Below are 25,749 nucleotides of genomic sequence, written 5' to 3' on the forward strand. Positions count from 1 at the left end.
GGGCGAAATCATTGGCAATGAATAAACAAAATCATTATTCAGATGATTCTATTCAAGTTTTAGAAGGTCTTGAAGCAGTTAGAAAAAGACCGGGGATGTATATAGGATCAACTGATAAACGTGGATTGCATCATCTAGTATATGAAGTTGTCGATAACTCCGTCGATGAAGTATTAAATGGTTATGGGGATGAAATAACAGTTATCCTTAACCAAGATGATAGTATTTCTATAGAAGATAACGGTCGTGGAATGCCTACTGGTATCCATGCATCAGGAAAACCAACTGTGCAAGTTATTTTTACGATTTTACATGCTGGAGGTAAGTTCGGCCAAGGTGGCTATAAAACATCTGGTGGATTACATGGTGTTGGTGCCTCAGTAGTAAATGCACTTAGTGAATGGTTAGAAGTTGAGATTCATAGAGACGGAAATATTTATAAACAAAGATTTAAAGATGGCGGTGTGCCAGCAACAGGTTTACTAAAAGAAGGAAAGACAAAGAAAACAGGTACTAAGGTTACATTTAAACCAGATCCTGAAATTTTCAAAGCAACAACATCATTTAATTTTGACGTTCTAAGTGAGCGATTACAAGAATCTGCTTTTCTATTAAAGAACTTAAAGATTAAATTAATCGATTTACGTCGTGGTAAAGAAAGAGAAGAATTTTACCACTATGAAGAAGGGATCAAAGAATTTGTAAGTTATGTCAATGAAGGTAAAGAAGTACTTCATGATGTTACGACTTTTACGGGAACATCTAACGGTATAGAAGTAGATGTTGCATTTCAATATAATGACCAATATTCAGAAAGTATATTAAGTTTTGTAAATAATGTACGTACTAAAGATGGTGGTACACATGAAGTTGGTTTTAAAACAGCGATGACACGTGTGTTCAATGATTACGCTAGACGCATTAATGAATTAAAAGAAAAAGATAAAAACTTAGACGGTAATGACATACGTGAAGGATTAACAGCTATAGTATCTGTAAGAATTCCTGAAGAGTTACTACAGTTTGAAGGTCAAACTAAATCTAAATTAGGAACGTCAGAAGCTAGAAGTGCTGTAGATTCAGTTGTATCCGAGAAATTACCATTTTACCTTGAAGAAAAAGGTCAATTATCTAAGTCACTTGTTAAAAAAGCAATTAAAGCACAACAGGCTAGAGAAGCAGCTCGTAAAGCACGAGAAGATGCACGTTCTGGTAAAAAGAATAAACGAAAAGATACACTTTTATCTGGTAAATTAACACCTGCTCAAAGTAAAAACACAGAAAAAAATGAACTTTATCTTGTTGAGGGTGATTCAGCAGGTGGTTCAGCTAAACTTGGACGTGATCGTAAGTTCCAAGCGATTCTGCCATTACGAGGTAAAGTTATTAATACTGAAAAGGCTCGTTTAGAAGACATTTTCAAAAACGAAGAAATTAATACGATTATTCATACTATAGGTGCAGGTGTCGGTAATGAATTTAAAATTGAAGACAGTAATTATAGTCGAATTATTATTATGACCGATGCTGATACAGATGGTGCACATATTCAAGTACTGTTACTAACTTTCTTCTTTAAATATATGAAACCATTAGTACAAGCAGGTCGAGTATTTATCGCATTACCACCACTTTACAAATTAGAAAAAGGTAAAGGTAAATCTAAAAAAGTGGAATATGCTTGGACAGATGATGAATTAGATAAATTACAAAAGCAACTTGGTAAAGGTTTCACATTACAAAGATATAAAGGTTTAGGTGAAATGAATCCTGAACAATTATGGGAAACAACTATGAATCCTGATACTCGTACTTTAATACGTGTTCAAGTTGAAGATGAAGTGCGTTCTTCAAAACGTGTTACAACGTTAATGGGTGATAAAGTAGCACCACGTAGAGAATGGATTGAAAGTCATGTTGAGTTTGGTATGCAGGAAGATTCAAGCATTTTAGATAATACAGAAGTTCAGATATTAGAAAGTGAAAACTATGAGGAGGATGAAACGATTTGAGTGAGATAATTCAAGATCTATCACTTGAAGATGTAATTGGAGACCGTTTTGGAAGATATAGTAAATATATTATCCAGGAACGTGCTTTGCCTGATGTTCGAGACGGACTAAAACCAGTACAGCGTCGTATTTTATATGCGATGTATTCAAGTGGTAATACATTCGATAAAAATTTCCGTAAAAGTGCCAAAACTGTCGGGGATGTCATCGGACAGTATCATCCTCATGGTGATTCTTCAGTATATGATGCCATGGTTCGTTTAAGCCAAGATTGGAAATTAAGACATGTTTTAATAGAAATGCATGGTAATAACGGTAGTATCGATAATGACCCTCCTGCAGCAATGCGTTATACAGAAGCAAAATTAAGTCAATTATCTGAAGAACTATTAAGAGATATTAATAAAGAAACAGTTTCTTTTATACCAAACTATGATGATACAACACTTGAACCTATGGTATTACCTGCAAGATTTCCTAATTTATTAATTAACGGTTCTACAGGTATTTCAGCAGGTTATGCTACTGATATTCCACCACATAATTTAGGTGAAGTGATTCAAGCAACATTAAAATATATTGATAATCCTGATATTACAGTGAGTCAATTGATGAAATACATGAAGGGTCCAGACTTCCCAACTGGTGGTATTATTCAAGGTATTGATGGTATTAAAAAAGCATACGAAACTGGTAAAGGTAAAGTTGTTGTACGTTCCAAAGTAGATGAAGAAACATTACGTAATGGACGTAAAGAACTTATCGTGACTGAAATACCATATGAGGTGAATAAAAGTAATCTCGTTAAACGTATTGATGAATTACGTGCTGATAAAAAAGTTGATGGTATTGTTGAAGTTAGAGATGAGACTGATAGAACTGGTTTACGTATTGCAATAGAACTTAAAAAAGACGTGAATAGTGAAGCAATTAAAAATTTCCTATTCAAAAATTCAGACCTTCAAATATCTTATAACTTTAATATGGTTGCAATCAGTGATGGTAGACCTAAATTAATGGGTATTAAACAAATCATTGATAGTTATATTAACCATCAAATAGAAGTCGTGGCTAACAGAACTAAGTTTGATTTAGAACATGCTGAAAAACGTATGCATATCGTTGAAGGTTTAATGAAAGCTTTATCTATTTTAGATGAAGTGATTGCCTTAATTCGTAATTCTAAAAATAAAAAAGATGCTAAAGATAATTTAGTTGCTGAATATGACTTTACTGAAGCTCAGGCAGAAGCCATCGTTATGTTACAACTTTATCGTTTAACTAACACAGATATCGTTGCTTTAGAACAAGAGCACGATGAGTTATCTAATTTAATTAAAGATTTACGTCATATTTTAGATGATCACGATGCATTATTGAACGTTATCAAAAATGAATTAACAGAAATTAGAAAGAATTTTAAAACGGATCGTTTATCAACAATTGAAGCGGAAATTTCTGAAATTAAAATTGATAAAGAAGTGATGGTGCCTAGTGAAGATGTAGTATTAAGTTTAACTAGACATGGTTATATTAAACGTACATCTACACGTAGCTTTAATGCTAGCGGCGTTTCTGAAGTCGGTTTGAAAGATGGCGATAGTTTATTAAAATACCTTGATGTAAATACACAAGATACAGCACTTGTATTTACGAATAAAGGTAGATACTTGTTTATTCCAGTTCATAAACTAGCTGATATCCGATGGAAAGAATTAGGTCAACACGTATCTCAAATTGTTTCTATTGATGAAGATGAACAAGTTATTGACGTATTTAATGAAAAAGACTTCAAAGAACAACAAGCATTCTATATTATGGCTACTCGTAACGGTATGATTAAGAAAAGTACTGTTCCGTTGTTTAAAACAACACGATATAATAAACCATTAATTGCCATGAAAGTAAAAGATCAAGATGAGGTAATTAATGTATTACGTGTTGAAGAAGATCAACTCATTACTGTTATTACACATAAAGGAATGTCATTAACTTACTCTACAAATGAATTATCTGATACAGGCTTACGTGCGGCTGGTGTGAAATCTATTAACTTAAAAGATGAAGACTACGTTATTATGACGCAAACAATCACTAATAAAGAATCTATCCTTATGGCTACACAACGTGGTGCTGTTAAACATATTGGATTTAAAGTATTACAAGAAGCGAAACGAGCGCAACGAGGTATTACCTTACTTAAAGAATTGAAAAAAGCACCACATCGTATCGTGGCAGCAGATGTTGTTCGTTCTGACAATACAACATATACTTTATATTCAGCTAAAGACCAAGAAACAGGAGATATTGCTTCAATTCATAAATCAGAACAATATACTAATGGTTCATTTATAGTAGATGTAGATGATTTCGGAGAAGTTGAAGGAATGTACTTACAATAAAAGTATATGCAACACATGCATAAGATGATAAAATAAAATATAATAATCACAATTAAATCATTCAAGAGGTTTATATTCTCAATTGAACTGTCTATTTTAGTATTTGTTATTTGATACATTGCTTAATTAGACTTTCATATGCCAATATGAATCTCTTGATATTTTTAAGATATGAATTTTATTTATAGATGAGAGGGATTTATTTGAAAGATTTTGATAGTTTAATTCCTGGTTGGTTTAAAGATTTTGTACAAGTAGGTAACGACTTAATTTGGTCTCAGTATCTAATTGGATTGTTACTTACAGCAGGATTCTTTTTCACTATCAGTTCTAAGTTTGTACAACTACGAATGTTACCAGAAATGTTTAGAGCGTTGGTCGAGAAACCAGAAACATTAGAAAGTGGTAAAAAAGGTATTTCACCGTTCCAAGCATTTGCGATTAGTGCAGGTTCAAGAGTAGGTACTGGAAATATTGCCGGTGTTGCTACAGCAATTGTACTTGGTGGTCCTGGTGCGGTATTTTGGATGTGGATTATTGCATTTATAGGTGCGGCAAGTGCTTTTATGGAAGCTACTTTAGCTCAGGTTTATAAAGTTCATGATAAAGATGGTGGTTTCCGTGGTGGACCAGCTTATTACATAACTAAAGGTTTAAACCAAAAATGGCTTGGTATTGTGTTTGCGATATTAATTACAGTTACCTTCGCATTTGTATTTAATACAGTGCAATCTAATACGATTGCGGAATCATTAAATACTCAATATCATATTAGTCCAGTGATTACAGGAATAGTATTAGCAGTTGTAACAGCCATTATTATTTTTGGTGGGGTTAGAAGTATTGCTACTTTATCATCATTAATTGTTCCAATTATGGCTATCATATATATTGGTATGGTTTTAGTTATCTTGTTATTAAACTTAGACCAAATTGTTCCAATGATTGGTACAATTATTAAAAGTGCTTTTGGTTTTGAACAAGTAACTGGTGGTGCAGTTGGTGCTGCTATTTTACAAGGGATTAAACGTGGTTTATTCTCAAACGAAGCAGGTATGGGTTCAGCACCTAACGCAGCTGCAACAGCAGCAGTCCCTCATCCAGTAAAACAAGGTTTAATTCAATCATTAGGTGTTTTCTTTGATACAATGCTAGTATGTACAGCTACAGCAATAATGATTTTATTATATTCAGGTTTAAAATTTGGAGAAAACGCTCCTCAAGGTGTTGCAGTTACTCAATCAGCTTTAAATGAACATTTAGGTTCAGCTGGTGGTATTTTCTTAACAGTGGCAATAACATTATTCGCATTTTCTTCAGTTGTAGGTAACTACTATTATGGACAATCTAACATTGAGTATTTATCTAATAACAAAACAATTATTTTCATCTTTAGATGTTTAGTAGTTGTGCTTGTATTTATTGGTGCGGTTGCTAAAACTGAAACAGTTTGGAGTACAGCCGATTTATTCATGGGCTTAATGGCCATAGTGAATATTGTCTCCATTATTGGACTTTCCAATATTGCATTTGCAGTAATGAAAGATTACCAAGTACAACGTAAAGCAGGTAAAAAGCCTGTATTCAAACCAGAGAATCTTGAAATTAATTTATTTGGTATTGAATCTTGGGGAATTAATGCAAACAAATCAAATAAAGATTTAAAATAAATGATTAGCTTGAGTGTCGTAAGGATACTCAAGCTTTTTAATTTGAAATTTATAATTATATCTATTATTTATTATAAAGAGGTAGAAAATTGTTTAATATACTAAAAATTAATTTTACTCATGAAAGTATTTAATAAGTTATTTTCTTTTCATTTATATCATTAAGCCTTATAATTTTAATAATGGAGTAAGAAAGGTGATAATGATGGGGAAGTATAAAATTAGTAAAATTCTCAATAATAACGTTATCATATGCACGAATAAAAACCAGGAAGTTGTTTTAATTGGAAAAGGTATAGGTTTTAATAAAAAGCAAGGCTATACGTTAGATGAATCAGCTTCCATTGAAAAAGTTTATAAACTTGATCTAGATAAGCATAAAGAACACTATAAGACATTAGTTGAGATGGCTGATGACCATGTTCTACAAGCAGTGATTGAAGCTGTTAATTTAATTACAAATACGACTCTAGATGTTAATGATGAAAATCTAGTTGTTGCGCTAACAGATCATATTATTTTTGCGTATAAACGTTTAAAACAAAATCAAATAATTAGCAACCCTTTTGCCATGGAAACAAAATACTTATATCGAGATGCTTATCAAATAGCTGAAAAAGTAATTGATAGACTAAATGAACAGTTAGATGTTGATTTTCCAGAAGATGAAATTGGTTTTATCGCATTACATATTGCTTCGAACTCTGAAGAATTATCTATGAGAGAAATGGCGTTAATTAATCAATTAATCAATAAAAGTATCACTATTATTGAAACGGATTTACAACATCAAGTTGATCAATCCTCAATACAATATCAACGTTTTATTAGACATGTACAATTTCTCATTCGTCGTTTAAGAAATAATGAAACATTACATGCTCAAAATGATTTTGTTGATATGGTTAAAAATCAATATCCTAGTTGCTATTCTACAGCTTTTAAAATATTAAAAATGATTCAGATGGAATTTGATATTACTGTTAATGATGTTGAAATCATTTATTTAACATTACATATCCATCATTTTGAAGCCCAAATGAAGTTGGATTAAAAGTACTTATGCGCTCTCATAAGTACTTTTAATTTTTATATAGACTAGTTTTTAATATTCCTTAGTTTTGTAAAATTATGTTATGATTAGTGTTAGAAATTTTTAGTAACTCATTTTTATGATTTTTATAAAGCGAGGTAACATGAAAGTATGGTGATGTCGAATGTCGAATGAAATGAAATCTTCCGAAAAGAAGACATCTAGAAAGTTTAAAACGATTTTCAGTATGTCTGAAACAAGATTCATGAAATTTTTAGGCGGCAATGATTTAATTTATGCTTTGTTAGCACTTGTGCTTTTAGGGATAGTTATATTTATCTTTGATAAAGTATCATACGTGTTTCAACCATTTATTATAGTATTCAATACTATTGCTGCACCAATTATAGTTTCATTGATTATATTTTATTTATTTAACCCTCTTGTTAATTTGATGGAACGTTATCGAATTCCAAGATTAGTAGGGGTTTTGATTATTTATGTTGCGATTGTAGGCATAATCGTGTTGATTGTTAATTTATTAATTCCTCTAATTAGTTCACAATTAGGAAGTTTCATTAATAACTCTCCTCAATATTTTAAAAAGTTAACTAATACAATTAATAAAGTAACAAGTAATTCAATTTTTGCTGGTTATTATGATCAAATTAATGATCAATTGAACTCATTAACTAAAAAGATACCATCTATGCTTTCAGATTATTTTGATGGCTTTGGTTCAAAATTAGCATCATTCGTTGAAGCAGTAGCTAATGTTGGAGTAGTTATTGTGACTACACCATTTGTTTTATTCTTTATGTTAAAAGATGGTCATAAGTTCAAAGATTTCACTACTAATATTATGCCACCTAAATTTAGAAAAGATTTTCATGATTTACTTGAAAAAATGAGTGTTCAAGTAGGTTCTTACATACAAGGACAAATCATTGTGTCATTCTGTATAGGTGTTTTACTATTTATTGGTTATTCTATTATTGGATTGAAATATAGTTTAATATTAGCTTGTATAGCTGCTGTAACAAGTGTGGTACCTTATTTAGGACCTACAATAGCGATTTCACCAGCTATCATTATTGCTTTAATTACGTCTCCAATAATGTTACTCAAATTAGCGATTGTATGGACTTTAGTTCAATTCTTTGAAGGACACTTCATTTCTCCAAATATCATGGGTAAAACATTACAAATTCACCCGCTAACAATTATCTTTATCTTACTAAGTGCAGGTAATTTGTTAGGTATAGTCGGGGTTATATTAGGTATTCCTGGTTATGCAGTGTTGAAAGTTTTAGTTTCTCATATGTTCTTATTATTCAAGCGTAGATATAATAGATATTATGGAGAAGATGCAGGAAATTATAAGTTAAATAAAGAACAAGAATAATCTATCTTTGTACAAGGATATCTTTAGAAATTATTTCAAGTAGCTTTTATGCCATCAATTTGTGGCATATGGATACTTAATTTCTAAGATATCCTTTTTTGTTTTTAAAGAAGTACAATCCTTTTATCTACAAAAGATTTGCACCTTACATTGAGTATGACAATAATGTTATGCATAATTGACTTTATTTATATTCTATTTATCTTATTCTTATGATATATTTTTCTAGATAGAAGAATTAAATAGAATTGAAGTGAAAAAATGACCCAGGAAAATAAAAGTAAATTATTATCTATATTAAAATTTGTGTTTGCTGCTGCACTATTTACGTTTGTAGTTTTCACGTTATATCGAGAATTATCTTCCATTAATTTCAAAAATACTTTAATGCAATTTGGTAAAATCAATCGTTTATGGATTGTATTATTGTTTATTAGCGGGGGAGCGTCTTTATTAATTTTATCTTTATATGATGTCATTCTTGTTAAATCACTTAAGTTAAAAATTCCTTTAATAAAAGTATTAAGAGTGAGTTATATTATTAATGCTTTAAATGCCATTGTAGGCTTTGGTGGGTTTATCGGAGCAGGTTTAAGAGCATTTATTTATAAAAATTATACCCAAGATAATAAGAAACTCGTTCACTATATATCTATCATACTCATTTCGATGTTAACAGGTTTGAGCTTGTTATCGATTTTAGTTGTTCTTCATGTGTTTAACGCATCTGATATGTTAGATAAAATATCATGGGTACGTTGGGTTTTATATATTGTTGCTTTATTTTTACCAGTATTTATTATTTATACGATTGTGAAACCTGCGGATACAAATAACCGATATATGGGCGTATATTGTACGTTAGTTTCTTGTGTTGAATGGTTAGCTGCTGCAGTTGTTTTATATTTTTCTGCATTAATTGTAGGTATTGATATTTCCTTTATGAATTTTATTGGTATTTTCATTATTGCAGCATTGTCTGGATTAGTTAGTTTTATTCCAGGAGGCTTTGGTGCATTTGATTTAGTAGTACTACTCGGTCTTAAATCACTTGGTATAAATGAGGAAAACATTTTATTAGCTTTATTACTATATCGTTTTGCTTATTATTTCGTACCTGTAGCCATTGCATTAGTATTATCTACATTTGAATTTGGTAATACAGCTAGAAAATATATCGAAGAATCTAAATATTTTGTTCCTGCAAAAGATGTTGCGTCATTTTTAATGTCATATCAAAAGGATATTTTATCTAAAATTCCATCTTTTTCATTAGCGATTTTAGTATTTTTAACAAGTGTTATTTTCTTTATTAATAATTTAACAATCATATATGACGGATTATATGACGATAATCATTTGGCTTACTATTTAACATTATCTATTCATACAAGTGCTTGTTTATTATTAATGTTAAATGTAAAAGGAATATTTAAGCAAAGTCGACGTGCAATTATTTTTGCGATTATTTCGATTTTATTAATTTTTGCAGCAACAGTTTATACGTATGCGTCATTCATACTTTTAACATGGCTTTTGGTTATGTTAGTACTCTTGTTTATTGCTTATCGTCAATCAAAAGTGCTTAAGAGACCATTAAGATTAAAAAATGCCTTCTTATTTATATTAATAAGTATCATCGTACTTTATATTAATCATGTTATTATCTCTAGCACGTTATATGCACTCGATGTTTATAATATTGAAGTAGATACGACAGTGCTTAGATATTATTTCTGGATAACGATAGCTCTAATTACTATTATTGTTGCACTTATTGCATGGCTATTTGATTATCGATTTATTAAATCAAGTCAAAATAAAAATTTAGCTGTTTGTGAACAAATTATTCAACAATATGGTGGTAATTATTTAACACATCTTATTTATAGTGGGGATAAAAATTATTTTATTCATGAAAACGAATCAGCCTTTTTGATGTATCGATATAAATCTAATGCTTTAGTAGTATTAGGTGATCCAGTTGGAGATACTGCAGCGTTCGAATCTTTATTAGAAGCATTTTATGAATACGCTGAATATTATGGCTATGATATTATTTTTTATCAAGTAAGTGATAGATTCATGCCACTTTATCATAATTTTGGTAATCAATTCTTTAAACTTGGGGAAGAAGCAATTATTGATTTAACTACATTTACTACTTCTGGTAAAAAGCGTCGTGGTTTTAGAGCAACTTTAAATAAATTTGAAGATTTAAATATCAAATTTGAAATAATTGAGCCGCCATTTTCACAAGATATGTTCGAAACATTAAAAAATGTGAGTGATCAATGGTTAGAAGGTAGAAGTGAAATGCATTTTTCAGTAGGTCAATTTAGTGAAGATTATTTATCTAAAGCGCCGATTGGTATTATGCGAAATGAAGAAGGAAAAATTATAGCGTTCTGTACTCTAATGCCAACATATTTTAATGATGCTATTTCGGTTGATTTAATTCGTTGGTTGCCGGAATTAGATTTACCATTAATGGATGGATTGTATTTACACATGCTATCGTGGAGTAAAGAAAAAGGATATCAATCATTTAACTTAGGTATGGCGACGCTATCTAATGTAGGACAACTACATTATTCATATCTTAGAGAACGATTAGCTGGAAGAGTATTTGAACATTTTAATGGATTATATCGTTTCCAAGGTTTAAGACGTTATAAAGAAAAGTATGGTCCACAATGGGAGCCAAGATTTTTAGTTTATAGAAAAGATGCCTCGTTATGGCAATCTATGATTAAAGTAATGAGAGTTATACGTCACAAATAATATAATAAAAGCGATTGATGAAAATAAATGATTTCATCAATCGCTATTTTTGTATGTTTATACAACTTTCTCTGAATTAACAGTTAGTCTTTTTTATAATTTTTACGATCTTGTTCTTCTTTAGCATATCTTTCAGGTTGTTTCTTATAAAAATCTTGATGATATGCTTCTGCTTCATAAAACGTCGTTGCAGGTAAAATTTTAGTAGCAATCGCTTTATCAGCGTTGATTGTATTTTGCATTGTCTTGATATAGTCTTCGGCTAATTTCTTTTGATGTTCATTGGAATAGAAAATCGCCGTTTGATATTGAGAACCTCTATCTTGAAATTGTCCTTCATCATCTAAAGGATCAATAACAGAAAAAAAGATTTCTAATAATTTATTGTATGAGAATAATGCGACATCATATTCTACTTTTACAGTTTCATAGTGTCCAGTAGTGCCACTTTTAACCTGCTCGTATGTAGGATTAGCAATGTCTCCACCCATATATCCTGATGTAACTTTTTCTATTCCATCAAATGTATCAAAAGGTTTCGTCATACACCAAAAGCACCCACCCGCAAAATATGCAGTATTTATATTCATTTATGACACCCTTTCATTGGACCTTAGTACCATTTATTAAAAAAACCCTTGCTTTTTGAATACTTTTTCTATAACGTTAATACATATTAATTATAGATGATAGTATTATAATTTTAAAGGTATAAGGTAGGTAAATATGAGAGACGAGAAGGATAACAGAGAAGAAACTGAGTATAAACGACAAGCAGGTACATCAACTACACCTTCTAGGCGACGAAAGAAAAAAAGAGTGCGCAAATTACCTTTTATTATTTTATTAATTTTAATTATCTTCATCATTATTATTGCTTATATTGTTCATGGATATAATAGTGGTGTGAAGTATGCTGAAAAGCATGCTAAAGACATTAAAGTACATCAATTTAACGGTCCAGTGAAAAACGACGGTAAAATTTCTGTATTGGTTTTAGGCGCAGATAAAGCTCAGGGTGGTAAATCACGTACAGACTCCATTATGGTTGTACAATATGATTACATTCATAAAAAAATGAAAATGATGTCAGTTATGCGTGATATATATGCAGACATACCTGGATATGATAAATATAAAATTAATGCTGCTTATTCTCTTGGTGGTCCAGAATTACTAAGAAAAACATTAAATAAAAATTTAGGAATTAATCCTGAATATTACGCAGTGGTTGATTTTACTGGTTTTGAAAAAATGATAGATGAATTAGAACCTAATGGTGTTCCTATAGATGTAGAAAAAGATATGTCTGAAAATATTGGAGTATCATTGAAAAAAGGTCATCATCGTTTAAATGGTAAAGAGTTACTTGGTTACGCAAGATTTCGTCATGATGCAGAAGGCGATTTCGGACGTGTACGTCGTCAGCAACAGGTGATGCAAACACTTAAATCTGAATTAGTGAATTTTGGTACAGTTGCTAAGCTACCTAAAGTAGCTGGTATTCTTCGAGGATATGTGAATACAGATATGCCTGATTCAGCTATGTTCCAAACTGGAATAAGCTTTGGTATTCGAGGAGACAAAAATGTTGATTCATTAACTGTTCCTATTAAAAATTCTTATCAAGATATTACTACTAATAACGATGGTAGTGCATTGCAAATTGATAAAGCAAAAAACAAAAAAGCAATTCAAGACTTTTTTGATGACAAAAATGACAAAAAATAATACGAATAAAGCCACGCACAAGTTGTTAAGTGCGTGGCTTTATTTTATTTATCAACTTATTGATCTGATTTTCTAACTCCTGCAACACCATAATGATTTTTCTTCATTTCTTCAATGACTACATGGATAGCCTCTCTATTAGCACCTGTTGTTCTTTCTACCGCTGATGTTACTTCTGTAACTAAGTCTTTAAGTTGTTCATCTGAACGACCTTCTAATAATTTAACGTTTACGATTGGCATATGTCATTCCTCCAATGATATTTATTACACTCTTAGTATAGCATGAATAGTTAATAAAAAAACATTTTCCTTTTAGAACATTTGTTCGTTATATACTTGAATAAGAACATTTGTTCGTATATAATGAAAATGTATTAGGGAGGGGTAATGATGTATGACTATCATTTATTAGAAGATAGAGATGTACTATGTATTGATCAAAAGAGCTTTTTCGCAAGTGTGTCATGTATAGAAAAGGGATTGGATCCCTTAACAACAAAATTAGCAGTAGTTGCTGATACTAAAAGACAAGGCTCAGTCGTATTAGCTGCGACACCTAAACTTAAAGAATTAGGTGTTAAAACGGGATCAAGGTTATTTGAAATACCACATCGCAACGATATATATATTATTAATCCAAGTATGCGAAAGTACCTTAATGTTTCAGTAACTATATCTAAGATTGCTTTACGTTATGTGCCACCAGAAGATTTACATCAGTATAGTATTGACGAATTTTTTATGGATGTGACTGATAGTTATCATAGATTTAATTCAACTGTTGAAGCATTTTGCGAAAGGTTACAGAAAGAAATTCATGAAGAAACAGGTATTAGATGTACTATTGGTATAGGTTCCAATATGTTACTAAGTAAGGTAGCAATGGATATTGAAGCCAAGCATACAAAAAACGGTATTGCTGAATGGCGTTATCAGCATGTACCTGAAAAGTTATGGCCAATTCAACCATTAAGAGAATTTTGGGGAATAAATAGAAAGACAGAAGCTAAATTAAATAAAAGAGGAATTTTTACTATAGGTGATTTAGCTCAATATCCGTATCAATATTTAAAAAGGGATTTTGGGATATTAGGTGTGGATATGCATCTTCATGCTAATGGTATTGATCAAAGTAAAATGAGAGAAAAATATAAAGTCAATAATCCATCAATATGTAAAAGTCAGATATTGATGAGAGATTATGAATTTGAAGAAGCCAAAGTTGTTATGCAAGAGTTAATTGAGGATGTAGCAAGTAGGGTTCGAGCAAGAAAACAATTGGCACGTACCATACACTTCTCATTTGGTTATAGTGATGAAGGTGGCGTACATAAGCAATATACCTTGGAAGAAGGAACTAATTTAGAAAAAGATATTTTCAAAGTAGTTAACTATTTTGCGAACAAATTGTGTGATAAACAAGCATTATACCGGACATTAAGTGTGTCACTAACTCAATTTATAAATGAAAATGAAAGACAAATGAACTTGTTTATTGACGAATATGAACGGAAACGAGACGAAAAATTAGCAAAAACGATTGACCATTTACATTTGAAATATGGAAAAGGTATTGTTTCCAAGGCAACATCGTATACAGAAGCTGGTACGAAACATGGACGACTAGGACTTATGGCAGGTCATAAAATGTAATAAAACGCTAATAGAAATATTATTTTTAAAACGTAATAAGCATATTTTAACCTGAGACGTATTAATTAAAGTCTCAGGTTAAAATCATTGAATCATAAATATTATTCAATATAAGTATCAAATTGACTTAGTGCTTGAATAGCACTTTCCCGATCTTCAGGAGTTTTAAAACTAATTTGTAAGGCACCATAAATATCTTCACGGACTTCTAAAATTTTAAGGTTGCTTATAGAAATATTATGTAAACTTAGAATGTGAGTAACTTTGCTAATCATACCCGGTTTATCCGGAATATCAACAAATAGATCATACGCCGTAGATAGCGCGCCTCGTTGTTTAGCGGGTAGTTGATCTCTGTAATCCTTAGCATTAGCAAAAAATTGATAAATATCTTCAGATTTTGAAGATGAAATCATTGTCATAACAGAACTAATTTGATTTTGTAAATCTTCTAAAATATCTAGAATGAAAGTTTTATTATTTAATGTGATATCTTTCCACATCTCTGCATTACTACTAGCAATTCGAGTTATGTCACGGAATCCTCCTGCAGCTAATTGTTGTACTAAATGATGTTTTTCTACGTGGTCGGCACTTAAGTGAACTAGACTGGACGCGACTATATGTGGTACGTGACTAACAATACCAGTAACAAAGTCATGCTCATTAGCGTCAGTGAATATAAATTTAGCTAACGTTGATTTTAATAATTCTTGGATTTTCTCAGCAGCTTTCTTATTTTCCTTTTGATTAAAGACAAGTAAATAATAGGCATTTTCGAAAAGATGTTTTTTTGCATTTAATACGCCAGATTTATGACTACCAGCCATTGGATGACCACCAACTAGATGGATATCATGTTCTAACAACTCATTTTCAAAAGATTGAATTGTTGATTTAGTACTACCAGTATCTGTAACAATTAAATGGGGTTTAGTATTTAATTTAGTTAAATGTTTAAGATAGTAGACAGTTTGTTCAACAGGGGTAGCATAAATGATCATATCAGCATTTTCAACAGCTTGGGTATAATGAATAGCTTTGTTATCGATAATACCAATTGATAGTGCTTTATCTAACTGTGATTCGTCTGCATCGAAAGCTGTAATAGTAATGTCTTGATGATAATATTTTAAATTACTTGCTAAACTCCCACCAATCAAACCAAGTCCTACGAATAATATGTTTTTCATGAATGACCACCTATTTCGAAATTTTCAGAATACTAATATTGTAAAAGACGAGAGCAACGGAATCAATAGAAATATATATTAGAATATATTAGTTAAATAGTCTAAACTGAAACTAAACATATTATGCAGGAAAGGGTAAATAAGATGAGTAATATTTTACAAACTATAAAGACATTAACAGAAATTAATAGTCCATCAGGCAATGCTGAAAAAGCAATAAATTTTGTAAAGGATATAGCAGAAGATTTAGGTTATCAAACCGAACTCACTAACAAAGGTGCTTTGATTATAACAGTAGATGGAGACAATCAAAGTCAACAGCGATGTATTACAGCTCATGTTGATACATTAGGTGCAATGGTTAAAGAAATAAAAGAAAATGGAAGATTAGCTATAGATTTAATTGGAGGATTTCATTTTAATGCTATAGAAGGTGAGTATTGTGAAATCCAAACAGAATCTGGTGATGTCTATACAGGAACGATATGTTTACACGAAACGAGTGTACACGTATATAAAGATAATCATGAAATACCGAGAGATTTAGAACATATGGAAATAAGAATAGATGAAAAGACAAATTCAGTTCAAGAAACTAAAGATTTAGGTATTGAAGTAGGGGACTTTGTTAGCTTTGATCCTAGAACACAAATTACAACATCTGGTTTCATTAAGTCACGCCATCTTGATGATAAAGCAAGTGTAGCAATGATTATTGAGTTATTGAAAAAAATTAAGCAAGATAATATTAATTTACCTCATACTACACAGTTTTATATTTCTAATAATGAAGAAATTGGCTATGGTGCAAATGCGTCACTTTCAAATAACATTGTGGATTTTATTGCGTTAGATATGGGCGCTTTAGGTGATGGACAATCATCTGATGAATATACAGTTTCAATATGTGCAAAAGATAGCTCAGGCCCATACCATAAAGGATTGAGATCTCAATTAGTACAATTATGCAAATTAAATGCCATACCATATAAAGTAGATATTTATCCTTATTATACTTCTGATGCTACAACAGCACTGAAAGCAGGAGCTGATATTCGCCACGGGTTATTTGGAGCTGGAATAGAATCTTCACATGCATTAGAAAGAACACATATTGAATCTATTGAAGCAACACAGAATCTTTTGTATGCGTATTGTATGTCGCAAATTTCAAAATAAATTTTGATTTTACGTTGACAAATATTAGAGTGGAATGTATTATACTAAATAATTAGAATTGTTAAACAATTCGGAAGATAAAGTAGCGAATGTGATTTGTAGCAAATAGAAAGCTAATGGTTAATGTAAATTAGCACAACATATTCAGTGAATTGGGCTTTCGAATATAAAATTAAATAGTATAAAAGTGAGCAATAATAATTTGTTAACTAAGGTGGCACCACGGTAACGCGTCCTTATTGATTTTACGCGTTTCGTGGTGCTTTTTTCATTGGTGCAAAATGTAGTAGTTTGTAGCAAGGTAGTGACAGAAAGTTAGTGTGTGATGAGAACTAACACCTCTATAAATGAAATTGGGTTTTGCAAATAAAGACAAATAATTAAATAAAGAAAATGAGTGAACGTTTAATATTCTGAATGTTAATAATATTACGTTAATTAAGGTGGTACCACGCGTCAGCGTCCTTTTATAGGAGGCTGATTTTTATTTGCATAAAAATCATTCTTCAGAAATAAGCAATCTAATAAAACAAACTAAAAGATAAACATGAGTAAGAAAGCAATATTAATCATAAAGGAGTATTCAAAAGTGGAAATATATTATGAAAAGCTACAAGCCAATATAACACCAGAAACTTTAGCTCAACTCAAAAACCGAAAAATCATTTTAGAAAGTTCGAGTCAGAATAAACTTAAGGGAAGGTATTCCATTGTTGTATTTGATAGTTATGGACAAATCACGCTAGATAACAATCAAGTTCATATTAGTACTCAACACAAAAACGAATCTATAACAGAGAAACCATATCAATATTTAAAACAATTTGTTAATCAGTACTATGAAGATATAGAAGATAAAAGTTTACAAGAATTACCTTTTATCTCAGGTTTTATTGGAACATGCAGTTTTGATTTAGTAAGACATGAATTTCCTATATTACAAAACATAAATTTAGATGATCATCCACAACATGATGTTAATTTTCACATGATAGAAGACGTTTATATATTTGATCATTACAAAGAAGAATTATATGTCATTAGTACAAATCTATTCTCTCAAGTAGCTCGAGAAAAATTAATTACACGTGTAAAGGAAAGAATCAATCAACTCAAAACGATTCAAGTATATCAACCAAGTATTCAATTTAAACCTAAGGACAAACAAATAGAAACCAACATAAGTGAACAACATTTCATGGAAATTGTCAGTGATTTTAAAAAGAAAATAACTGAAGGGGACATGTTTCAAGTGGTACCTTCAAGGATTTATCGCTATAAACATCATTTTGAAAATCAACGTCAATCATTATCATTTCAGTTATATCAAAATTTAAAAAGACAAAATCCAAGTCCATACATGTATTACATCAATATGAGTGAACCAATTATTGTAGGTAGTTCGCCTGAAAGTTTTGTAAAAGTGCATGATGGTTTAGTTGAAACTAACCCAATTGCTGGAACTATCAAAAGAGGACGCACACTAGAAGAAGATGAAGCTAATGCACATCAGCTCATTAATGACGAAAAAGAACGCAGCGAACATAGTATGTTAGTAGACTTAGGTAGAAATGATATTCACAGGATATGCCGAAATGGAACGTCTCATATTAAGAAATTGATGGAGATAGAGAAATATGAACACGTAATGCATATAGTAAGCGAAATCACAGGGCAAATTAAAAAAGATATTTCACCAATGTCTGTGATAGCAAGTTTATTACCAACCGGAACAGTTTCTGGTGCACCAAAACTAAGAGCAATACAAAGAATTTATGAAGTTATGCCCAACAAACGTGGTGTGTACAGTGGTGGCATTGGTTATATCAATTGTAATCATAACTTAGGCTTTGCACTTGCAATACGAACAATGATGATTGATGACACATATATCAATGTAGAAGCAGGTTGTGGCGTTGTTTATGATTCTGAACCACAGAAGGAATTAGAAGAAACCAAATTAAAAGCTAAAAGTTTATTGGAGGTGTCACCATGATATTAATTGTCGATAATTATGACTCATTTACTTATAACCTAGTTGACATCGTAATGCAGCATATGCCAAAAGAAGATGTCACTGTACTATATCCAGATGATGAAAAGGTAATGAATCAAGACGTAGATGGTGTCATTATTTCACCTGGACCAGGGCACCCATTGGATAATCAATTATTAATTAACATTATTGAATGTTATAAAGATAAACCCATACTTGGCGTTTGTTTAGGAGCGCAAGCACTCACGTGTTTTTACGATGGAAAAGTAATACAAGGTGAAACTGTGATGCATGGAAAAGTAGATGAAATAAAGCAAAATGGCAACTCCATACTATATAGAGACTTACCTCTAAACTTTAATGTCATGCGATACCACTCATTAGTTAGTGACGCAAAACATTTTCCTAAGTCACTAATTATAACTGGAACAACAAATGATTGTATCCAGTCATTTGAACACGAAAATCAATTGCATTTTGGAATTCAATATCATCCAGAATCTTTTGCAACAGAACACGGAGAAGATATTATTAAAAACTTTATTAATTTAGCAGTAAAGGGTGATTAGATGGAAATTTTACAACAACTAGAAAAGCAACAACACTTAAATGAAGAAGATATGAAATCATTTATAAATTTAATGATTAATCCAGAAGTTGAAAATCAAGTTAAATATAAGGCATTAAAAACATATACTGATAAAGAAATGCAGCAAACGGAGTTAACATTTTTAGCTAAAAGTTTAATTAAAACAATGTATAAAGAACAACCTTATTATGAAGGCGCAATGTGTGTATGTGGTACGGGAGGGGACAAGTCAGGAAGTTTTAATATTTCGACGACCGCTTCATTTATAGTTGCTAGTGCAGGAGCTTTAATTGTGAAGCACGGAAACAAGAGTATCACTTCTAATTCTGGAAGCACAGATTTACTCAATCAATTAAATATAAATACTACAAAAGTTAACGATGTGATTAACACATTACAACAATATAACTTAGCATTTGTCAGCGCTACAGAATCCTATCCAATTATGAAATATATTCAACCTATTAGAAAAATGATGTCAAAGCCAACTATTTTCAATCTAGTGGGACCGTTAATTAATCCATTTAAATTAACATACCAAGTAATGGGTATTTATGATCCCAATCAATTAGGTAATGTTGCACAAACAGTAAAAGACTTAGGTCGTAAGAAAGCAATCGTACTTCACGGGGCAGGAGGTATGGATGAAGCAAGTTTATCAGGAGAAAACTTAATTTATGAAGTAACCACAGGTAAAGATATAGAAACATATACTATTAATGCAAAAGACTTCGGATTACGCAATGCTTCTAACAATACTTTAAAAGGCGGCACACCTGAGGAAAATAAAGCAATTACAGTAAATATATTGAATGGACAAGATCATACAAGTAAACGAGATGTTGTTGTGTTGAATGCAGGTATAGCTTTATATGTTGCAGAAAAAGTTAATGATATCCAGACAGGTATCAATCTTGCTCAATACTTAATAGATAGTGGCTTAGCAATGAAACAATATTTAAGAATGGTGGGAAATTAAATGACAATTTTAGATGAAATTGTAAGTTATAAAAAGAAATTATTATCGTCTCATTATTATCAAGAAAAATTAATATCACTCAAATCATACAACAATGATCACACGCCACACCTAAAGAAAAAAACATTAAAAGAAAGTTTAGCTAATGATAACCAACTTTCTATCATTGCAGAAATAAAATCTAAAAGTCCTTCTGTAAATCAATTACCAGAACGAGATTTATCACAGCAAATTAAAGACTATGAAAAGTATGGGGCAAATGCAATATCAATTCTAACTGATGAACAATATTTTGGTGGAAGCTTTGAAAGGTTACAAAAGTTAGCACCACAAACAACATTACCCATTTTATGTAAGGATTTTATCATAGATGAAATTCAAATAGATGTAGCAAAAACTGCAGGAGCATCGATTATTTTACTTATTGTTAATATTTTATCTGATGAACAGCTTCAACGATTATACCAATATGCGACACAACTTAATTTAGAAGTGTTAGTAGAAGTTCATGACAAAGATGAACTTAATAGAGCATATCAAATACAGCCAGAAATAATAGGAATTAATAATAGAGACTTAAAGCAATTTGTAACTGATGTTAATCATACAAATGACATTTTAGCAGATAGGGAAGATGGATTTTATTATATTTCTGAGAGTGGCATTCATAATAAGTCTGATGTTGAACAAATTATAAACTCAGGTATCGATGGATTACTTATTGGAGAAGCTTTAATGAAATGTGATGATTTAAGTCAATTTCTACCAACACTTAAGTTAAACAAGGTGAAATCATGTATTTAAAATTTTGTGGATTCAGATATGAAGATGATGTGAAAAAGGCAATTGAGAGTGATATCGATGCGATAGGATTTATCCATTTTTCCAAAAGTCGACGTCATCTAGACATTAATCAAATTCAGCATTTGTCAGCGCTTGTTCCTAAGACTATACAACGTGTAGTTGTTGTAGTGAATCCAGATAAGAATCAAATCCAACAACTAGTTACGCTTACTAATATTGATACAATCCAATTTCATGGTAACGAAAATATTGAACTTATCAAATGGGTTAAACACCAATATCCAAATATTAAAATTTTTAAAGCGTTACCCGCTACTCAAGACCTCAATAGTCAACTTGATTTATATAAACCGTATGTTGATTTATTTATTATAGATACACCATCTATTGAATATGGTGGTACAGGTCAAACTTTTGATTGGAATTTAATAAAACATATTGAAGATACACCATTTTTAATAGCAGGTGGTCTCAATGATGAACATATTAAGACGATTCAACATATGCCTTTAAAACATTTAGGTTATGATATCGCCTCTGGTATTGAAACAAATGAACGAAAAGATAAACGCAAAATGAAAACAATCTTTAATATAGTGAAAGGGGAATGAGTTATGATTAAACAAATACAAACGGAAGCAGATGAATTAGGGTTCTTTGGAGAATATGGTGGACAATATGTACCGGAGACATTAATGCCAGCAATCATAGAACTAAAACAAGCATACCAAAAAGCTAAAAATGATCAAAAATTTCAAGATGAACTTCAATATTATTTAAAAGAATATGTGGGTAGAGAAACACCCTTAACTTATGCCAAAGCATATACAGAGCAATTAGGTGGAGCAAAAATTTATTTAAAAAGAGAAGACCTTAACCACACTGGTGCGCATAAAATTAATAATGCACTTGGACAAGCACTGTTAGCAAAACGTATGGGTAAACGTAAACTAGTAGCTGAAACAGGTGCTGGACAACATGGTGTGGCTAGTGCAACAGTTGCTGCATTATTCGATATGGAACTCATTGTCTTTATGGGAAAAGAAGATATTCAAAGACAACAATTAAATGTCTTTAGAATGGAATTGTTAGGCGCTAAAGTTGTTTCGGTTGAAGAAGGTCAAGGCACTTTATCAGATGCAGTAAACAAAGCATTGCAATATTGGGTTAGTCATGTTGAAGATACACATTATCTTTTAGGATCTGCATTAGGGCCAGATCCATTTCCAACAATAGTTAGAGATTTACAAAGCGTAATAGGAAAAGAAATTAAATCTCAAATATTGAACAAAGAAAATCGATTACCGGATGCAATCGTTGCTTGTATTGGTGGTGGCTCTAATGCTATCGGCACATTTTATCCATTTATTCAAGATGAAGTGAAACTATATGGTGTTGAAGCAGCAGGTAAAGGCAAAAATACTGATAAACATGCACTTGCAATTGGTAAAGGGAATCCTGGAGTTTTACATGGTGCCAAAATGTATTTAATTCAAGATAAGCATGGACAAGTGCAATTAGCACATTCCATTTCAGCTGGTTTAGATTATCCAGGTATTGGTCCTGAGCATTCTTATTATAACGACATTGGACGTGTAACTTATACCGAAGCTAGTGATGAACAGGCTATGGAAGCTTTAATACGTTTCACTAAAGCTGAAGGAATTATTCCAGCCATTGAAAGTGCGCATGCATTAAGTTATGTAGAAAGACTAGCACCAACTATGAATAAAGATGACATCATTGTTGTCACACTTTCTGGTCGTGGTGATAAAGATATGAATACGATACGTCAATACACACAACAAAGAGGTGACACAAATGAGTAAACTATTTATTCCATATATAATGGGTGATTCTAAAATGATAGAACATATGAAAGTGTTGAGTCAGTGTGGCGCAGATATTATTGAAGTTGGTGTACCATTTTCAGATCCAGTGGCAGATGGACCGACAATAATGGAAGCTGGTGGAAAAGCTATAGAAGAAGGTATTACAATTGAATACATTTTCGATCAACTAGAATTACATCAATTAGAAATTAAAAGTCAGTATGTGTTAATGACTTACTATAATATTATTTGTAATTATGGTGAAAAAGCATTTTTTGAAGCTTGTCAACGAGCAGGTGTTTATGGAGTGATTATACCTGATTTACCATTTGAACTTGCTCAAAAATTAAAACAACAAACACATGAAAGTAATGTGAAAATAATTCCATTAATTGCTATGACAACGACTGAAGAACGAATGAAATTAATAGCTGAAAAAGCTGAAGGTTTTATTTACACTGTTACAATGAATGCAACTACTGGAAAAAATGGTGAGTTCCATCCAGAGTTAAAATCCAAACTTAATTTAATTAAACGAACTGCTCAGGTTCCGGTCGTAGCTGGTTTTGGAATTAGAAATGTGCAACACGTTAAAGATATTTCACAAATTGCAGATGGTGTAGTCATAGGTAGTGAAATAGTAAGACGATTCGATAATGATTCGACTGAAGAAAATATTAAATATTTCAACTCGATACGACATGCACTAAATCAATAATTTAAATGTATGGATTTTAATTCATAGCATGATAAATCAGAAAAATGTAAATATAAAGGATATATGTAATTTAATACACGTATTATGATAGAACTTAATCAAATTGCATAAATTTTACAATGTTTTAAGGGAAGTCATTGGCAATAGGTTTGTAAATGCATTAAAATAATAGATGATAATACATTAATAGTATGGGTTTATATATTTAACTCATACTATTATTTATTACATTTAGTCAAAATAAGTTGAAAAGGTTATGAAAAACATCCCTAAGTAATATTAAAATTATTAATTTTTAAGGGGTATCAGTAATAACTTATATAGACAACATAGATAGCAATATTTATATTGCATATATTTAAGTATTATTAGATATTATATACATAGAAAGTAACATCATTTGAACATAGTATAATTTGAACTTAAATCGAATTCTTAACAGAGATAAAAATAGAGATAAAAACAATAGGAGTTATGATAATGAAGTTTACAAACTTAACAGCGAAGGAATTTGGCGATTTTACAGACCAAATGCCTTACACCCATTTCACACAAATGATAGGTAACTATGAATTGAAACTTGCTGAAGGTACAGAGTCGCATTTAGTTGGTATCAAGAATAACGACAATGAAGTCATTGCAGCATGTTTACTAACAGCAGTACCAGTGTTGAAATTCTTCAAGTATTTCTATACTAATAGAGGTCCAGTCATTGATTATGATAATAAAGAATTAGTTCATTACTTTTTTAATGAATTAACTAAATATGTTAAAAAGCATAACTGTCTTTATTTAAGAGTAGATCCATATGTACCGTATCAATATTTAAATCATGATGGGGAAGTCCTTGGAAATGCCGGCCATGATTGGATATTTGATAAAATGAAATCACTAGGGTTTAAACATGAAGGTTTTCATAAAGGCTTTCATCCAGTATTACAAGTTAGATATCATTCAGTATTAGACTTAAAAGACAAGACCGCTAAAGATGTTTTAGACGGAATGGATAATTTACGTAAACGTAATACTAAAAAGGTACAAAAAAATGGTGTGAAAGTTAAATTCTTATCCGAAGAAGAATTACCAATATTTAGATCATTTATGGAAGATACATCAGAAACTAAAGAATTCCAAGATAGAGACGATAATTATTATTATGATCGTTTTAAACATTTCAAAGATCAAGTTTTAGTGCCATTAGCATATATTAATTTTGATGAATATATTGAAGAGTTAAATAATGAAAAAGAGACACTAAACAAAGATTTAAATAAAGCCATCAAAGATATTGAAAAGCGCCCAGATAATAAAAAATCACATAATAAAAAGGCTAACTTAGAGCAACAAATAGCTGCTAATCAACAGAAATTAGATGAAGCACAACGACTTCAAGCAGAACATGGTAATGAATTACCAATTTCTGCAGGTTACTTCTTTATTAATCTTTTCGAAGTTGTTTACTATGCAGGCGGTACGTCAAACAAATATCGACACTTCGCAGGTAGTTATGCTGTACAATGGACAATGATTAATTATGCACTAGAACATGGCATCAATCGTTATAATTTTTATGGAATCAGTGGGGACTTCACAGAAGATGCAGAAGATGCTGGTGTAATTAAATTTAAAAAAGGCTATAATGCTGATGTCATTGAATATGTAGGAGATTTTCTTAAACCAATAAATAAACCTATGTACACTGTTTATACTACATTAAAGAAATTACTTAAAAAATAAACATAAATAATAAATTTTTATTAGGAAGGG

General features: G+C 31.0%; 20 protein-coding genes. 17 read left to right on the forward strand and 3 right to left on the reverse strand.

From position 1 onward, the window contains the following. Positions 1-17 precede the first annotated feature (17 nt). The 6 genes from parE (at position 18) to mprF (ending at position 11,306) form a co-directional block, all read left to right on the forward strand. The gene (gene parE / locus GVY01_RS04265) at positions 18-2,012 is read left to right on the forward strand and encodes a DNA topoisomerase IV subunit B (protein ID WP_070451427.1); all 1,995 of its coding nucleotides are present in this window, start codon (positions 18-20) and stop codon (positions 2,010-2,012) included. Next, the gene (gene parC / locus GVY01_RS04270) at positions 2,009-4,414 is read left to right on the forward strand and encodes a DNA topoisomerase IV subunit A (RefSeq protein WP_017638429.1); all 2,406 of its coding nucleotides are present in this window, start codon (positions 2,009-2,011) and stop codon (positions 4,412-4,414) included. The genes parE and parC overlap by 4 nt, the downstream gene beginning before the upstream one ends. 203 nt (positions 4,415-4,617) lie before the next feature. Continuing rightward, entirely contained in the window at positions 4,618-6,084 is a 1,467-nt protein-coding gene (locus GVY01_RS04275) for an alanine/glycine:cation symporter family protein (protein WP_017638430.1), read from the forward strand. 205 nt (positions 6,085-6,289) lie between these two features. Beyond that, a complete protein-coding gene (glcT, locus tag GVY01_RS04280) occupies positions 6,290-7,138 on the forward strand; it encodes a glucose PTS transporter transcription antiterminator GlcT (protein ID WP_017638431.1) in 849 nt (282 codons plus the stop codon). 175 nt (positions 7,139-7,313) lie between these two features. After that, positions 7,314-8,522 (forward strand): AI-2E family transporter, encoded by a 1,209-nt coding sequence (locus GVY01_RS04285; protein ID WP_176745265.1) that lies wholly within the window; start codon positions 7,314-7,316, stop codon positions 8,520-8,522. Positions 8,523-8,783: 261 nt separating this feature from the next. Continuing rightward, positions 8,784-11,306, forward strand: coding sequence for a bifunctional lysylphosphatidylglycerol flippase/synthetase MprF (gene mprF, locus GVY01_RS04290; protein ID WP_159333653.1), 2,523 nt, complete (start codon positions 8,784-8,786; stop codon positions 11,304-11,306). Between the two features lie 83 nt (positions 11,307-11,389). On the opposite strand, the gene msrA is transcribed toward mprF, so the two are convergent. Then, the gene (gene msrA / locus GVY01_RS04295; RefSeq protein ID WP_026083432.1) at positions 11,390-11,896 is read right to left on the reverse strand and encodes a peptide-methionine (S)-S-oxide reductase MsrA; all 507 of its coding nucleotides are present in this window, start codon (positions 11,894-11,896) and stop codon (positions 11,390-11,392) included. 136 nt (positions 11,897-12,032) lie between these two features. Here msrA and GVY01_RS04300 point away from each other — a divergent pair, with 136 nt between their 5' ends. After that, a complete protein-coding gene (locus GVY01_RS04300) occupies positions 12,033-13,037 on the forward strand; it encodes an LCP family protein (RefSeq protein ID WP_017636419.1) in 1,005 nt (334 codons plus the stop codon). A gap of 56 nt (positions 13,038-13,093) precedes the next feature. On the opposite strand, the gene GVY01_RS04305 is transcribed toward GVY01_RS04300, so the two are convergent. Beyond that, the gene (locus GVY01_RS04305) at positions 13,094-13,279 is read right to left on the reverse strand and encodes a 2-hydroxymuconate tautomerase (protein ID WP_017636418.1); all 186 of its coding nucleotides are present in this window, start codon (positions 13,277-13,279) and stop codon (positions 13,094-13,096) included. 150 nt (positions 13,280-13,429) lie between these two features. On the opposite strand from GVY01_RS04305, the gene GVY01_RS04310 reads away from it, so the two are divergent. Next, the gene (locus tag GVY01_RS04310) at positions 13,430-14,692 is read left to right on the forward strand and encodes a Y-family DNA polymerase (protein WP_017636417.1); all 1,263 of its coding nucleotides are present in this window, start codon (positions 13,430-13,432) and stop codon (positions 14,690-14,692) included. Positions 14,693-14,793: 101 nt separating this feature from the next. Here GVY01_RS04310 and GVY01_RS04315 read toward each other — a convergent pair whose 3' ends face one another. Next, complete coding sequence (locus tag GVY01_RS04315) at positions 14,794-15,885, reverse strand: prephenate dehydrogenase (protein WP_017636416.1); 1,092 nt, start codon at positions 15,883-15,885, stop codon at positions 14,794-14,796. Positions 15,886-16,029: 144 nt separating this feature from the next. Here GVY01_RS04315 and GVY01_RS04320 point away from each other — a divergent pair, with 144 nt between their 5' ends. From GVY01_RS04320 to GVY01_RS04360, 9 genes are all read left to right on the forward strand, one after another. Continuing rightward, positions 16,030-17,064, forward strand: coding sequence for a M42 family metallopeptidase (locus GVY01_RS04320; RefSeq protein ID WP_017636415.1), 1,035 nt, complete (start codon positions 16,030-16,032; stop codon positions 17,062-17,064). A gap of 589 nt (positions 17,065-17,653) precedes the next feature. Continuing rightward, positions 17,654-19,060, forward strand: coding sequence for an anthranilate synthase component I (locus tag GVY01_RS04325; protein ID WP_017636414.1), 1,407 nt, complete (start codon positions 17,654-17,656; stop codon positions 19,058-19,060). After that, the gene (locus GVY01_RS04330) at positions 19,057-19,629 is read left to right on the forward strand and encodes an anthranilate synthase component II (protein ID WP_017636413.1); all 573 of its coding nucleotides are present in this window, start codon (positions 19,057-19,059) and stop codon (positions 19,627-19,629) included. The genes GVY01_RS04325 and GVY01_RS04330 overlap by 4 nt, the downstream gene beginning before the upstream one ends. Continuing rightward, positions 19,630-20,628, forward strand: coding sequence for an anthranilate phosphoribosyltransferase (trpD, locus tag GVY01_RS04335; protein ID WP_017636412.1), 999 nt, complete (start codon positions 19,630-19,632; stop codon positions 20,626-20,628). It abuts the gene before it with no gap. Further along, positions 20,629-21,432: an indole-3-glycerol phosphate synthase TrpC gene (gene trpC, locus GVY01_RS04340; RefSeq protein WP_108017022.1), complete on the forward strand. Its 804-nt coding sequence runs from the start codon at positions 20,629-20,631 to the stop codon at positions 21,430-21,432. Continuing rightward, a complete protein-coding gene (locus tag GVY01_RS04345) occupies positions 21,423-22,043 on the forward strand; it encodes a phosphoribosylanthranilate isomerase (protein WP_108000418.1) in 621 nt (206 codons plus the stop codon). Before trpC ends, GVY01_RS04345 begins: the two co-directional genes overlap by 10 nt. Positions 22,044-22,046: 3 nt before the next feature. After that, on the forward strand, positions 22,047-23,261 hold the full coding sequence (trpB, locus tag GVY01_RS04350; RefSeq protein ID WP_017636409.1) for a tryptophan synthase subunit beta: 1,215 nt from the start codon (positions 22,047-22,049) through the stop codon (positions 23,259-23,261). Beyond that, positions 23,254-23,982 carry a tryptophan synthase subunit alpha gene (gene trpA / locus GVY01_RS04355; protein ID WP_017636408.1) on the forward strand — a complete coding sequence of 243 codons (729 nt, stop codon included), beginning with the start codon at positions 23,254-23,256 and terminating at the stop codon, positions 23,980-23,982. The genes trpB and trpA overlap by 8 nt, the downstream gene beginning before the upstream one ends. A 480-nt stretch (positions 23,983-24,462) precedes the next feature. Then, complete coding sequence (locus tag GVY01_RS04360) at positions 24,463-25,719, forward strand: aminoacyltransferase (RefSeq protein WP_017636407.1); 1,257 nt, start codon at positions 24,463-24,465, stop codon at positions 25,717-25,719. Positions 25,720-25,749: the final 30 nt, after the last annotated feature.

Source organism: Staphylococcus sp. 8AQ, from assembly GCF_902506595.1.
In the GTDB taxonomy this organism is placed as follows: domain Bacteria; phylum Bacillota; class Bacilli; order Staphylococcales; family Staphylococcaceae; genus Staphylococcus; species Staphylococcus pasteuri.